This is a genomic window from Glaciecola sp. SC05 (assembly GCF_041380235.1).
Classification (GTDB): domain Bacteria; phylum Pseudomonadota; class Gammaproteobacteria; order Enterobacterales; family Alteromonadaceae; genus Glaciecola.
Map to the genome: position 1 here is coordinate 174,387 of NZ_JBGIYY010000007.1, position 12,693 is coordinate 187,079.

The 12,693-nt window shown below is 43.3% G+C and carries 15 protein-coding genes; 5 read left to right on the forward strand and 10 right to left on the reverse strand.

The features are described 5' to 3' along the window. Positions 1-70 precede the first annotated feature (70 nt). Together pgi and tal are read right to left on the reverse strand one after the other, a co-directional pair. Positions 71-1,711 (reverse strand): glucose-6-phosphate isomerase, encoded by a 1,641-nt coding sequence (gene pgi, locus AB9H30_RS08440; RefSeq protein ID WP_371194217.1) that lies wholly within the window; start codon positions 1,709-1,711, stop codon positions 71-73. A 34-nt stretch (positions 1,712-1,745) separates the two neighbouring features. Next, positions 1,746-2,699, reverse strand: a complete 954-nt coding sequence (tal, locus tag AB9H30_RS08445; RefSeq protein ID WP_371194218.1) for a transaldolase — start codon at positions 2,697-2,699, stop codon at positions 1,746-1,748. Between the two features lie 291 nt (positions 2,700-2,990). Here tal and yaaA point away from each other — a divergent pair, with 291 nt between their 5' ends. Both yaaA and AB9H30_RS08455 read left to right on the forward strand, forming a co-directional pair. Then, positions 2,991-3,764 (forward strand): peroxide stress protein YaaA, encoded by a 774-nt coding sequence (gene yaaA / locus AB9H30_RS08450; RefSeq protein WP_371194219.1) that lies wholly within the window; start codon positions 2,991-2,993, stop codon positions 3,762-3,764. A 70-nt stretch (positions 3,765-3,834) separates the two neighbouring features. Beyond that, positions 3,835-4,464, forward strand: coding sequence for a glutathione S-transferase family protein (locus tag AB9H30_RS08455; RefSeq protein WP_371194220.1), 630 nt, complete (start codon positions 3,835-3,837; stop codon positions 4,462-4,464). Between the two features lie 50 nt (positions 4,465-4,514). Here AB9H30_RS08455 and AB9H30_RS08460 read toward each other — a convergent pair whose 3' ends face one another. From AB9H30_RS08460 to AB9H30_RS08475, 4 genes are read right to left on the reverse strand one after another with little or no spacing between them, the layout of a single operon-like run. Next, complete coding sequence (locus AB9H30_RS08460; RefSeq protein ID WP_371194221.1) at positions 4,515-4,958, reverse strand: DUF4426 domain-containing protein; 444 nt, start codon at positions 4,956-4,958, stop codon at positions 4,515-4,517. Between the two features lie 29 nt (positions 4,959-4,987). Continuing rightward, on the reverse strand, positions 4,988-5,533 hold the full coding sequence (locus AB9H30_RS08465) for a YggT family protein (protein WP_371194222.1): 546 nt from the start codon (positions 5,531-5,533) through the stop codon (positions 4,988-4,990). A 15-nt stretch (positions 5,534-5,548) separates the two neighbouring features. Then, entirely contained in the window at positions 5,549-6,370 is an 822-nt protein-coding gene (proC, locus tag AB9H30_RS08470) for a pyrroline-5-carboxylate reductase (protein WP_371194223.1), read from the reverse strand. 15 nt (positions 6,371-6,385) lie between these two features. After that, positions 6,386-7,096, reverse strand: a complete 711-nt coding sequence (locus tag AB9H30_RS08475; protein ID WP_371194224.1) for a YggS family pyridoxal phosphate-dependent enzyme — start codon at positions 7,094-7,096, stop codon at positions 6,386-6,388. A gap of 40 nt (positions 7,097-7,136) precedes the next feature. On the opposite strand from AB9H30_RS08475, the gene AB9H30_RS08480 reads away from it, so the two are divergent. From AB9H30_RS08480 to AB9H30_RS08490, 3 genes are all read left to right on the forward strand, one after another. Beyond that, positions 7,137-8,168 carry a type IV pilus twitching motility protein PilT gene (locus tag AB9H30_RS08480; protein WP_371194225.1) on the forward strand — a complete coding sequence of 344 codons (1,032 nt, stop codon included), beginning with the start codon at positions 7,137-7,139 and terminating at the stop codon, positions 8,166-8,168. 30 nt (positions 8,169-8,198) lie between these two features. Continuing rightward, positions 8,199-9,317 carry a PilT/PilU family type 4a pilus ATPase gene (locus tag AB9H30_RS08485; protein WP_371194226.1) on the forward strand — a complete coding sequence of 373 codons (1,119 nt, stop codon included), beginning with the start codon at positions 8,199-8,201 and terminating at the stop codon, positions 9,315-9,317. Between the two features lie 173 nt (positions 9,318-9,490). After that, complete coding sequence (locus AB9H30_RS08490; RefSeq protein WP_371194227.1) at positions 9,491-9,823, forward strand: DUF2007 domain-containing protein; 333 nt, start codon at positions 9,491-9,493, stop codon at positions 9,821-9,823. A 10-nt stretch (positions 9,824-9,833) separates the two neighbouring features. On the opposite strand, the gene ruvX is transcribed toward AB9H30_RS08490, so the two are convergent. The 4 genes from ruvX to AB9H30_RS08510 all read right to left on the reverse strand — a co-directional run bounded on the left by ruvX (position 9,834) and on the right by AB9H30_RS08510 (position 12,601). Continuing rightward, a complete protein-coding gene (gene ruvX, locus AB9H30_RS08495) occupies positions 9,834-10,262 on the reverse strand; it encodes a Holliday junction resolvase RuvX (protein ID WP_371194228.1) in 429 nt (142 codons plus the stop codon). Continuing rightward, positions 10,263-10,829 carry a YqgE/AlgH family protein gene (locus AB9H30_RS08500; protein WP_371194262.1) on the reverse strand — a complete coding sequence of 189 codons (567 nt, stop codon included), beginning with the start codon at positions 10,827-10,829 and terminating at the stop codon, positions 10,263-10,265. It lies immediately after the preceding gene. 26 nt (positions 10,830-10,855) lie between these two features. Further along, positions 10,856-11,803, reverse strand: a complete 948-nt coding sequence (gene gshB, locus AB9H30_RS08505; RefSeq protein WP_371194229.1) for a glutathione synthase — start codon at positions 11,801-11,803, stop codon at positions 10,856-10,858. Positions 11,804-11,872: 69 nt separating this feature from the next. Then, a complete protein-coding gene (locus AB9H30_RS08510; protein ID WP_371194230.1) occupies positions 11,873-12,601 on the reverse strand; it encodes a 16S rRNA (uracil(1498)-N(3))-methyltransferase in 729 nt (242 codons plus the stop codon). Positions 12,602-12,693 lie beyond the last annotated feature (92 nt).

Consider the following 12,693-nt stretch of genomic DNA (forward strand, 5'->3'; position numbering starts at 1 on the left):
TAAGGTGTGAGTGTGTCGCCTCGGCCGAAGCGACCACTGTGCTTGACTTATTAGTCAAGCACAGTGACGCTTATTGATTGTTAATAAAATGTTTAATTAGCTTTTCGGTAGAGGCATCGATCCCGTCCATACTCATGTCGCCTTCAATCATGTCATAAACGTCGTTACCCAATACCTTGCCTAATTCTACACCCCATTGATCAAATGAATTCAAACCCCAAATGCAACCCTGCACTAGCACCTTGTGCTCATACATAGCAATTAATGCGCCAAGGGTTTTAGGGTTGACCTCATTAAATAACAACATATTGCTTGGATGGTTACCCGCCATGGTTTTGTGGGCAGCTAAGTTCAGTTTTTCAGCTTCGTTAAGTGATGATGTATTGAGATCATCTAAGCAATCTTCGAAGCTTTTGCCCTGCATTAGTGCTTGTGCCTGTCCAAAACAGTTCGACGCCAACATATTGTGGTGAGTATCGTCTTGATTGTGCACCTTTAGGGGGAACATAAAATCAACAGGGATTGGTAAGTTGCTCTGATGAATCAACTGATAGAAGGAGTGTTGTCCGTTTGTACCTTCACTGCCCCAAATAATAGGACCCGTGCCGTAGTCTACGGTGCGTCCGTCGAGCGTGGTCGATTTGCCATTACTTTCCATGTCGAGCTGCTGCACATATGCGGGAAATCCGCGCAAGTAATGATAATAAGGCAGTAAGGCGTGGGACTGAGCACCCATAAAATTGCGATACCAAACGCCTAACATGGCTAATATAACGGGCATGTTCTTTTCAAAAGGTGCTTCTTGAAAATGGCAATCCATTTCATAAGCACCTTTTAGTAAGGCCTCGAAGTGCTTATACCCTACTGTCAGGCTAATAGGTAATCCAATGGCAGACCACAAAGAATAACGCCCACCTACCCAATCTCCCATTGGGAATACGTTTTCTTTATCCATGCCAAACTCAACCGCAGCTTTTACATTTGAAGAAACGGCGACAAAATGCTTAGCAATGTCTTTTTGTTCAGTTCCTTGCTGTAAAAACCATGCCTTTGCCGTCAATGTGTTTTGCAAGGTTTCTTGGGTGCTAAACGACTTTGATGACATCACAAAAAGGGTTTGCTCAGCGTCGAGTTGTGCGAGCACATCTTGAATATGACAGCCGTCTACATTCGCAACAAAATGTGTTTTTATGCCTTTTTTCCAATATGGTTTGAGACTTTCAGTGACAATTTTGGGCCCCAAGAAAGAACCACCAATACCGATGCTAACAATGGTATGGATAGGTTTTCCGGTATAGCCTGTATGTTTACCGTTATGCACCATTTCGGTAAATGACTGCACTTTTGCAAGGGTCTCTAGTACCTCAGGCATCACGTTTTTACCATCGACTTTTACCGACTTGCCTGAAAAATTACGCAGAGCAGTATGCAATACTGCTCGGTTTTCAGTCACGTTAATTGCCTTACCAGAAAACATATTTTTTATTTTCTTTTTAAGTTCGCGTTGTTCTGCCAGCTCAAACAATGCATCTAAGACTTCTTGAGTGATCAAGTTCTTAGAATAATCTAGCGTAATGCCGGCGATTCCCAGTGTGTATCTATCAGCACGAGCGGGGTCTTTAATGAACATATCGCGCATATGGTGGCGTTTTACCAGTGGTGCAAGTTTTTCTAGTTCCGACCAAGCCGGCGCATTACGTAGTTTTTGCATGACAGTTTCCGAAGGTAATAGGGTGGACGACAGCTTAAAAGCGTGACTGCAAAATGCTTTCGAGTTTAACTTGGTCGGCCGCAAAATTGCGAATGCCTTCCGCTAGTTTTTCAGTAGCCATTGGATCTTGGTTCATATCCCAGCGAAATGTCGCTTCATCGAGTTTATTCGATGCTGTTTTCGACGGGCCTTTGTCAATTAATACGGGGTTTAATTCCCCCTTAGTTTGACCAAGTTCTTCAAGCAATTGGGGGCTAATAGTCAGTCTATCGCAGCCGGCTAAGGCTACGATTTCGCCAGTATTTCTAAAGCTCGCACCCATTACAACAGTCTTATAGCCGTGATCTTTATAATAATTGTAAATATGACTGACAGATTTTACGCCTGGGTCGTTAGCTCCCTCAAAATCTTCGTTGCTGCTGTTTGCTTTGTACCAGTCTAAAATGCGACCTACAAAAGGCGATATTAAGAATACGCCGGCCTCGGCGCACGCACGTGCCTGCGCAAAACTAAATAGCAAGGTTAAGTTACAGTTTATGCCTTCCTTTTCGAGCACTTCAGCGGCTTTTATACCCTCCCAAGTCGATGCTATTTTAATCAAAATGCGTGATTTATCTACCCCAACCGCATCATAAAGAGCAATCAATTCGTGTGCCTTATCAATGGTAGCTTGGGTATTAAATGACAAGCGAGCATCAACTTCAGTGGAAATACGACCCGGAATCACGCCAACGATTTCTTTGCCAATGGCGACAGCTAAATGGTCACATGCTTTATTGACCTGCACACTTATTTCGTTTGATTGTGTTTTGGCATAAGCAATAGCCGCTTCAATAAGTGATTGGTATTGCGGTAAGGCCGCAGCTTTTAGCAATAATGAAGGATTGGTAGTAGCATCTACAGGCTGATATTTTTTAATCGCCTCGATGTCACCGGTATCGGCAACTACGGTGGTCAATGAGCGTAATGATTGCAAGTGATTTGACATGTATATCCTATGTACGTGGCTTAGACAGTTTCGTGGCTTAAGCATAGCAAGTTCTGAGGGGGTATGACCAGAAATGCATAGCGCTAGCAAAGAGAAATTTTAAGTTGATGCAAGATTGCAGGCTTTGATTGGTCGTAAAACAGTTTAATAGCGTATGCTTTATGGCATATAATCACCCTATAAATGCAAACGAATATCTGATGGAATTGAGCAACAGTCGAAATTCGTCGTTACCAAATGCACTATGTTATCGCACGCTTGGGTTAATCATAAAAAGGAAAAAGAGTCACTATGCTATTGGTCGTTTCTCCTGCAAAAAATATGGACTATCAATCACCTATTCCTGCCGTCACGGCTTCGCAACCGCGCTTAATGGCGCAGACGAAAGCGCTGGTGGGAAAATGCAAAAAGCTATCGCCAGCGGATTTAAGTTCGTTAATGGGGATCAGCGATAAGCTTGCTACCTTGAACGCTAATCGCTTTAATAGCTTTGAATTTCCGTTTAGTGACCGCAATGCGCGCCCAGCCATTTTTGCATTTAACGGAGATGTTTATGCCGGCTTAGATGCGCTGTCATTAGATGATAAAGCCTTAGCATTTGCGCAGTCGCACATGAGGATCCTTTCGGGTTTATACGGAGTCTTGAGACCGCTAGACTTAATGCAAGCCTATCGCCTTGAAATGGGGATTAAACTCAACACCAACAAAGGCAAGTCATTATATGAGTTTTGGGACAAGCAAATTACTGATGTGTTGAACAAAGACCTGCGTGAGCAAGGCGACAATGTATTAGTGAATTTGGCCTCCAATGAATATTTTTCTTCAGTAAAGAAAAAGTCTTTAGATGCATTGGTGATCACCCCACACTTTAAAGATGAAAAAAACGGTGTTTATAAAATCATTAGTTTTTACGCAAAAAAGGCACGGGGCATGATGGCGCGATATATCATTGCGAACCAGTTGACCGAAGCTGCTCAGTTGCAAAACTTTTCTAGTGGTGGCTACCAGTTCGATAGTTCGCAAAGCACACAAACCGACTATGTGTTTACACGCGCCGCCCAATAAGCGCTAGAAAGTATTAATCTAGAAAGTATTAATAATAAGCTGCTATTAGGCAGCATCAAAAGGACAAAACATGCTTAAACTACTGAGTTATCCGGGCACAAGAGGCGTTAGAATTACTTGGGCCTGCGAAGAGTTGGCACTTGACTATGAGTTTCAGGTGGTCAACCTATACAAGGGCGAGCATAAACAACCTGCCTTTTTAGCCATTAGCCCCACAGGCAAAGTTCCGGTTATACAAGATGATGATTTAGTCTTGGCAGAGTCTGGTGCGATTGTTACTTATTTGGCCGATAAGGCGAATAAGTTAATCCCCAAAAGTGGCAGCAAAGCCCGTGCACTGTATGATCAAGCAATGTTCTTTGTGCTAACTGAATTAGAGCAGCCGCTGTGGACCATGGCAAAACACAAGTTTGCTTTTCCTGAAGAAAAGCGCATTCCGGAAGTCATTGCCTTAGGACAATGGGAGTTTGAAAAAGCATTGGCGATATTCAGTAAAATGCTCGGAGACAGTGAGTATCTTGTTGGAAATGAGTTTACGGTGGCCGATATTATTGCAGGGCATACACTGTCTTGGGCAGAGGGCTTTGAACAAACCTTTCCTCAAGAAAATGTTAGCGCATATGCAAAGAGAATATTGTCACGCCCTGGCTTAGCAGCTGCTAGGGACAAAGAAAAGGCGATAAAGGAAGCACTTAGTTAGTAAGTGCTTAGCGCTATTAAACATTACGCATACTGCTGGTCAGTATGCGTCTACTCTTCATACATTTTTTGTTGAAATTTAAGCACCTGAGTGGTGTTGCCTTGCTTGAGCTCAATATTAAATCGCAGCATTTCTTTGTCATCAAAAGAAACGGTGGCGAGGTGGTAAATCGCTTGTCCCTCTTTCACGGTAGTAAAATTAAGATTTTTATTCGTACCGAGTAGGTTTCTAGCACTGCCACTTACTTCTATATCGAGCGCTTCTTTACTTTGTTTGTCGAGCACCGATATATTGACTACGGCTTGAGTGGTCGACCGCGTAATATCGTTAGCACGCGCCACTTCAGGTGTTAAAAAGGTACTTGGGAAGGCTATATAGTGAACTTCCCAGTCACCAAGCGTCTTCTTTTGTTCAGCGCTAGCAGCACTCATCAATAACAAACTACTGAGTAATAGCGCGCAGGTGTAGGCAACGAGTTTAGTCATTGTTTTCATATGTAGTCTCCATTAGTAACGGTCGGCAATTAAATACCAGGACCTAAAATATCGCCAAATAACATTTTGATGGCCTGAATAGCTAAAATAGCAATTAATACAGACAAGTCTAATCCGCCAATGGGGGGAATCACTCGTCTAATAGGCGCTAAGAAGGGTTCGGTCAATTGCATCATGACCAGCTCCATCGGATTATTGCCTTGGCTTACCCAGCTTAGGATGACACGTATCAACAGCACTACGAATATAATGGTGAGTATTTGACTTATTAGCAATGCCAAAGCAGTAATCAGCAGTGGCAGTGCAGGTGGAAACCCGCCTCCAAATATAAGGCTAATTGTAATAACCTTTAAACTAGCTACTGCGAAAGCAAAGACTAAAGTAGCGGTGTCTAAAGCGCCAATCGAAGGGATTAGCCTGCGCAGAGGACCAACAGCGGGTTGGGTCGCTTTAACTACAAATTGACTTACTGGGTTATAAAAGTCTGCTCTTGCTAACTGCAGCCAAAGTCTCAAGATGACCGCCATTAAATATAGATTAAATAGCTGGTCGATTAAAAAGTAGATCGCACTCATATGTCTGTTGTTTCCTTAAAATTCTTTGGCCATTTGCTGGGCACGTGTTACCGCCGCCTGCATCGCTTTTCTGAATATGTGTGCTACCTCGTGTTTTTGCAAGGTCGCAACCGCTTCGGCTGTAGTTCCCCCTTTTGAGCTTACGTTTGCTCTAAGCGTTTCTAAGGAGATTTCTGGATTTGCCTTAATCATCTGGGCACTTCCTAGCATTGCTTGCTGGACTAAGAGTCTAGCATCATCTGGGCTTAAGCCCATACTGATTGCTTCGTCTTGCATGGCCTGTGCAATCAAAAAGAAGTACGCGGGTGAGCTTCCTGCCGCAGCAATAACGGTATCAATATGCTTTTCTTGATCGACTATCAGGGTTTCACCAACATGCCCCATCATAAATGCGGCAAATTCACCATCTTCCTGACTAACATGCTTTGGTGCGTAAATACCGCTCATCCCATAACCGAGCGACGACGGCGTATTCGGCATGACTCTAATTACTTGTTTGTGACCACCTAGCATTTCACTGAGCCGTGCGGTGTTGATACCTGCAGCAATCGATATTACCAGCTTGTTTGCTAAGCCAGTGTCTTGTAAAAAAGTGTCACAAACCGAGGCCATCAGCTGTGGCTTTACGGCCAATACAAGTACCTCAGAAAATTCGACCGCTATTTTATTTTCCTGCGTAATTTCGATACTTAGTGTACTTTTCAATTGTTCTAGTTTGGGCAGGCTAGGATTGCTCGCCATAATCGACGAGGCATCATAGCCATTTGCTACTAAGCCTTCGACAATAGCCTTTGTCATATTTCCTGCGCCGATAAAGCTAATTCTTCTAACGCTCATGTGCCTCCTGTTTATTTATGCTGTGGGTTTGTCTCGAGCGCCAAAAATACCGGTGCCTACTCTTACCATGGTGCTGCCATATTCAATTGCAAGGTTCATGTCGTTGCTCATACCCATCGAAAGGGTATCAAATTCTGGAAAGCTTTTCTGGCAATCTATAAACAGACGCTGCATTTTTTCAAAACTGTTGCGTTGTTCGGCCTCATCTGAAGTGGCTTTGGGAATAGCCATTAAGCCGCGGCAGCGTATTTTCTTCAGTTCAGAAATTTGATTAAGCAATGTAAATACTTCGCTTGCAAGCACTCCAGCTTTGTTTGCTTCATTATCAATATTTACCTGTATGCATATATTTAAGGGTTTTTGATACGCGCCGCGTTGCTCATCTAGGCGCTTGGCAATTTTGAATCGGTCGATACTTTGTATCCAATCAAAATATTCGGCAACAAATTTACTCTTGTTTGACTGTAATGGGCCGATATAGTGCCAAACGATATCGGAATATTGATGAAGCTGTTGAATTTTTTCAACGCCTTCTTGGACGTAATTTTCGCCGAACTCACGGTGTCCATTTTCATACGCTTGCAATATATCGGATACTGGTTTGGTTTTACTTACGGCCAACAAATGAATATCGTTTGCGTCTCGTGAGTACTGCTTTGCGGCAGCCAATATAGATGCGCGAACTTGTTTCAAATTTTCGGCAATGGGTGCAGTTTTTACTGTCATCAAAATTACAATGCCTCTTATATGCTTGGAGAATACAGTTTTGGATATAAACGAATTACTCGCCTTTAGTGTGCAAAACGGTGCCTCAGATTTGCATCTGACCGCTGGCCTACCTCCGCTGATTCGGGTAGACGGCGAAATGCGTCGCCTGAATGTTGACGTGCTATCGCACAAACAGGTTCATAGCCTCATTTACGATATTATGAACGACCGTCAGCGTAAAGAATACGAAGAAATGCTCGAAGTGGACTTTTCTTTTGAAATTCCCGAGCTATCGCGTTTTCGTGTTAATGCATTTAATCAGAATCGAGGCGCGGCAGCGGTTTTAAGAACCATTCCAAGTAAAATTTTGAGTTTAGATGATTTGGGTGCGCCCGATATTTTTAAACGAATCATCAATCAGCCTACCGGTATTATATTGGTTACCGGAGCAACTGGCTCTGGTAAGAGTACCACTTTGGCGGCAATGATTGATTATATTAATGCCCACAAACGCGAACACATACTGACCATCGAAGATCCAATTGAATTTGTACATCAAAACAAAATGTGCGTGCTCAATCAGCGTGAAGTCCATCGAGATACGCATAGCTTTAACGCTGCTTTAAGAAGTGCGCTGAGGGAAGATCCTGATGTGATCTTGGTGGGTGAATTACGTGATTTAGAAACCATACGCCTCGCGATTTCTGCGGCAGAAACAGGCCATCTTGTATTTGGTACGCTGCACACTAACTCTGCGCCAAAAACTATCGATAGAATTATTGATGTTTTCCCTGCCGCTGAAAAATCGATGATCCGTTCCATGCTCTCGGAATCTTTGCGGGCGGTTGTTTCTCAAACGCTGCTCAAAAAAGTTGGCGGTGGCCGAGTTGCTGCTCATGAGATTATGTTGGGTATTCCTGCGATTCGAAACTTAATACGCGAAGATAAAGTGCCACAAATGTATTCGGTCATTCAAACCGGCCAGGCGCATGGTATGCAAACCATGGAGCAGTGTTTACAAAAGCTGGTTGCACAAGGGGTAATTACTCAACAAGAAGCCGCTTCAAAATCAACCGACAAGAATGTTTAGCCGAAAAATAGTTAATAAAGAGAACTCGCTATGATGACCTTAGATGAATGTTTAAAAGCAATGGTAACAAATGATGCTTCAGATTTATTTGTAACCGCCGGTATGCCAATTAGTGTGAAGGTAAACGGTAAATTAAAGCCCATATCTGATACTAAACTATCTAAAGAAGACGCATTGTCGATTGTTCATCAGGCTATGACTGACGATCAAAAAGAAGACTTTAAGCATGAAAAAGAATGTAATTTTGCGGTAAGTTTATTTGATGTGGGTCGCTTTCGTTGTTCTGCATTTTGGCAGCGTGATGCGGCCGGGATGGTTGTCAGAAGAATTGTAATGGAAATTCCAAAGGCAAGTAGCTTAGGCCTTCCTCCTATTCTGAACGACATTATCATGGCTAAAAAGGGTCTTGTGTTGTTTGTTGGCGGCACTGGCACAGGTAAGTCTACTTCACTTGCGGCGTTAATCGGGCATCGGAATGAAAATTCTTATGGCCACATTTTGACAATTGAAGACCCAATCGAATTTTTGCATTCACATCGAAACTGTATTGTCACGCAGCGCGAAGTCGGTATCGATACCTTGTCTTTTGATGAGGCTCTCAAAAGCTCTTTGAGACAGGCGCCTGACGTCATACTTATTGGCGAGATCCGCTCCATGGAAACGATGGAATACGCGATGTCTTTTGCAGATACAGGGCATTTGTGTGTGGCCACGCTGCACGCTAATAATGCGAACCAAGCCATTGAACGAATTATGCATTTAGCGCCTAGCGAGCTTCATGCAAAACTACGTTACGATCTGAGCTTAAACATTCGAGCCATTGTGGCTCAGCAATTGGTGCCTACTGTTGACGGAAAAGGCCGGGTTGCGGCGATTGAAATATTACTAAATTCGCCACTAATTTCTGATCTGATCCAGCGTAATGAAATGGGCGCGCTCAAAGAAGCAATGATGAAGGGAAGGGAGCTTGGTATGCAAACCTTCGACATGGCTTTATATGACTTATTTAAACAAGGTAAAATCAACGAAGAGCAAGCTCTGCATCATGCAGACTCGCCTAATGATTTGCGCTTGATGATTAAATTAGACAGCAAGTCTTTTGGCAGTCCTTTGGGCTCTTTAAGTAACGTTTCAATTGATTTAGATTAGGCCTTATTTTATAAACCGCTTTACTTTGATTGAAAGTCCTTGATAATTTGGGTTTACTTAAACACCATATTATTCAAGTGCTTGGTTACAGTGGTTAGCGAGCGCACTCACGTAATATAGTCATGCAATATAGTCGTGCAATATAGTCATGCAATACATAGGCGCCCCGCTAAATGAAACGCTTTTACAAAGATTTTGATCAATTTAAAGTACGTCAAATTTACATTCTGCTCAGCGATGCAGGCATTCCCTGCACCATCAAAAACGAACTCTTGCAAGGCGCTAGCGGTGAAATTCCGCATCATGAGGCATTGCCAGAAATTTGGTTGTTAGACAATGAGTGGGAAGCCAAAGCTAGCGCATTATTAGCAGAGTTTGAGCAAGATATAAAAGCCGAAGACGTATCAGAATTTGATTGGCTGTGCGCGTCTTGTGAGCAAAGCAATGAGCCGCAGTTCAGAATCTGCTGGCAGTGCCAAAGCCCTCGCGAAGCCCAAATCGATTGATTGATCGAGGCTATTGTTCTTGTGTAGGCTCTACCAACCAGCTTTCGTAAATCAGACACGCCGAAACGCTATCGACTTTTTCTTTGCTTAATTTCTTGTATCCACCAAATTCAAACAACCTGGCTTTTGCCTCTACGGTGGTTAAGCGCTCATCTTGATAGTGCACTTTAAGATTGAATTTATGAGCAAGTCTGCGGCCAAATTTTTTCGCGTTTGCCGTAATGGCTTGAGGGGTGCCATCCATGTTTAAAGGCAAGCCAACGACTAGAGCTGAAGGTTGCCATTCTTTTAAAACTTGTGTTACCACTTCCCAGTCGGGAATACCATCTCTAGCCTGCAGTGCTGCAAGAGGAGAAGCTGTGCCGGTGATGCTCTGACCAACGGCAACACCGATGCTTTTCATGCCAAAATCAAAGGCCAGAATTGTTTGATTATTCACCTATGCATGCCCAGACTGCTGGGTGAGCTGCCAAACGTCAACGCCAAGTTTGTTTACCGCAGCCTGCCATTTTTTATGGATCGGCGTATCGAACAAAATATCATGATCAGCTTGAAGGGTCAGCCACGCATTATCTTGAAGTTCTTGTTCTAATTGTCCTGGCTCCCAACCTGCATATCCTAGTGCAATAATACTGCGCGCTGGACCGCGACTATTGCCAATTACCGATAAGATGTCTTTTGAGGTGGTAACCATGATTTCGGAATTAAGCTGCATGCTCGAATTCCATCCGGTTTGATTGCTGTGCAAAATAAAACCACGGTCTTGATTTACCGGGCCTCCACATACCACAATTTTATCTATTTTATCTTCGTCGATGTTGGCTGAATTGTCTGTTTGCGCAATCAGCTCACGAAACGTCATGCTTGAAGCTTGATTGATGACGATACCCATCGCCCCATTTTCGTTGTGTTCTAACACATATGTGACCGAGCGAGAAAAATACTCATCGTCTAAACAAGGCATGGCTACCAAAAAATGGTTTTGCAAGCTGGTTATTTGTTCAATATTCGCCACAGTGACTGATTACTCCCCTAAAGTCGTTTTTCGATAGCATCAAATAATTTGGCGCACACATTCACAGGATATGCGGCCTCGATTTCACGAACGCAAGTGGGCGATGTAATGTTTATTTCAGTGACTTTATTACCAATCATGTCTAAGCCAACAAACAAAATACCTCGACTGGGCATATCCTTAGCGATAGTTTGCGCTACTAGCATGTCTTCTTTGTTTACTTCTTGGGGAACACCTGAGCCTCCGGCAGCTAAATTTCCACGGGTTTCATTGGCGGCGGGCAAGCGTGCTAAACAATAAGGTATCACTTCGCCATCGATCAACAATATGCGTTTGTCACCTTTGCTTATTTCAGGCATGTAGCGCTGTACCATGGCGTGTTTGTTACCATTGTCGGTTAGCACTTCGCTGATCACCCCTAAATTGGTGCCATCAGGAGTGACTCTAAATATGGACGTGCCGCCCATGCCATCGAGAGGCTTGCAAATAATGTCTTTATGTTTCGCATGAAAGGCTTTGAACGCTGACTTTTGCGAGGTCACTAAGGTATCTGGGATAAACTGGGGGTAAAGCGCAGTAAATAATTTTTCGTTAAAATCTCTTAAGGCCTGCGGTTTGTTAACCACCAATGCCCCTGCTGTTTCTGCAAGTTCCAAAATATGCGTCGCATATAAGAACTCGCTATCAAAGGGGGGGTCTTTGCGCATTAAGATAACGTCCATCTCACCTAGGTTGATGGTTTGTTCGGACAATACTTGATAGTAATCTGTCACAGAGTCGGTAATGCTAATAGTTTGAGAGATTGCGAGTGGCACACCATTATCTATGCTCAAGTGTTTCTGCTGAATATAGTGAATTTGGTATCCGCGGCGCTGAGCTTCTAGCATTAGCGCAAAGCTGGTATCTTTTTTAGTATTAATCGCAGTGATAGGGTCCATCACTACTGCAAGTTTTAAATTCGCCATAATTAAATATCTCTAATCTGTTGGAAAAAACACGGCTTATCGTGTGGTGTTTTAGTCAAAGTCGAAAAGTTAAAGGTCACCATGAAGGGCTTGCAACACAGCAATGCTTGTTACTGCTGCTGTTTCAGTGCGAAGAATACGAGGCCCCATGTTTACCGCAGTATAGCCAATTTGTTCGGCAGTATAGACTTCTTGCTCAGAAAAACCGCCTTCCGGGCCAATAAGTAATTGAAACCCAGTTTCAGAGCGCGCAATACCCGACAGATAATGCTGGCTCGAGGGCGCTAGGATCAGTTTTTTCATGTTTGACTGTTTGCCAATAAAGCGGCTATATGGAACCGGCTGATGCAATATTGGTAGCCGATTTCGCTGCGACTGTTCGCAGGCTCCAATGATGATTTTAAGCCATTGTTCATGTTTTTTAGCCCAGCGGTCTTCGCTTAACTTGACGTTACAAAATTCGGTAATAACGGGCGTAATTTCGCTGACCCCTAACTCTACTGCTTTTTGTAATGCATAATCCATGCGATCGCCCTTTGATACCCCCTGAGCAAGATGCACTGAAAGCGGCGACTCTACATGCAAACTAATTTGCGCGTCGACTAAAGCAGAGCAATGTTTTTTGTGGATGATTGTTATTTGAGAAGGGAAATCTGACCCGTCACCGTTAAAAAGTACAATAGGTGAGCCTTCTTTTAAGCGTAATACGGTGCATATATAATGCGAAAGTGTCGCTTCGAGAATAACCTCGGTGTCGGGCTGAAGAGCTTGATTAGTATAGAATCTAGGAATGCGCATAATTATAAATGAAGGGTAATTAGCGCATTAGTATCGCAAATTAGCTTAGGCGATGTCGATGTAAAAGTAGAAATGAATGCCGAATCGGGTTA

Excerpts from the sequence above, each read along its gene's own strand:
- AB9H30_RS08465 (WP_371194222.1), bottom strand. The coding sequence starts at position 5,533 with ATGAGTGCGATCTACTTTTTAATCGACCAGCTATTTAATCTATATTTA.
- AB9H30_RS08490 (WP_371194227.1), top strand. The coding sequence starts at position 9,491 with ATGAAACGCTTTTACAAAGATTTTGATCAATTTAAAGTACGTCAAATT.
- AB9H30_RS08475 (WP_371194224.1), bottom strand. The coding sequence starts at position 7,096 with ATGACAGTAAAAACTGCACCCATTGCCGAAAATTTGAAACAAGTTCGC.
- AB9H30_RS08455 (WP_371194220.1), top strand. The coding sequence starts at position 3,835 with ATGCTTAAACTACTGAGTTATCCGGGCACAAGAGGCGTTAGAATTACT.
- gshB (WP_371194229.1), bottom strand. The coding sequence starts at position 11,803 with ATGGCGAATTTAAAACTTGCAGTAGTGATGGACCCTATCACTGCGATT.
- AB9H30_RS08510 (WP_371194230.1), bottom strand. The coding sequence starts at position 12,601 with ATGCGCATTCCTAGATTCTATACTAATCAAGCTCTTCAGCCCGACACC.
- tal (WP_371194218.1), bottom strand. The coding sequence starts at position 2,699 with ATGTCAAATCACTTGCAATCATTACGCTCATTGACCACCGTAGTTGCC.
- AB9H30_RS08485 (WP_371194226.1), top strand. The coding sequence starts at position 8,199 with ATGATGACCTTAGATGAATGTTTAAAAGCAATGGTAACAAATGATGCT.
- pgi (WP_371194217.1), bottom strand. The coding sequence starts at position 1,711 with ATGCAAAAACTACGTAATGCGCCGGCTTGGTCGGAACTAGAAAAACTT.
- yaaA (WP_371194219.1), top strand. The coding sequence starts at position 2,991 with ATGCTATTGGTCGTTTCTCCTGCAAAAAATATGGACTATCAATCACCT.
- proC (WP_371194223.1), bottom strand. The coding sequence starts at position 6,370 with ATGAGCGTTAGAAGAATTAGCTTTATCGGCGCAGGAAATATGACAAAG.
- AB9H30_RS08460 (WP_371194221.1), bottom strand. The coding sequence starts at position 4,958 with ATGAAAACAATGACTAAACTCGTTGCCTACACCTGCGCGCTATTACTC.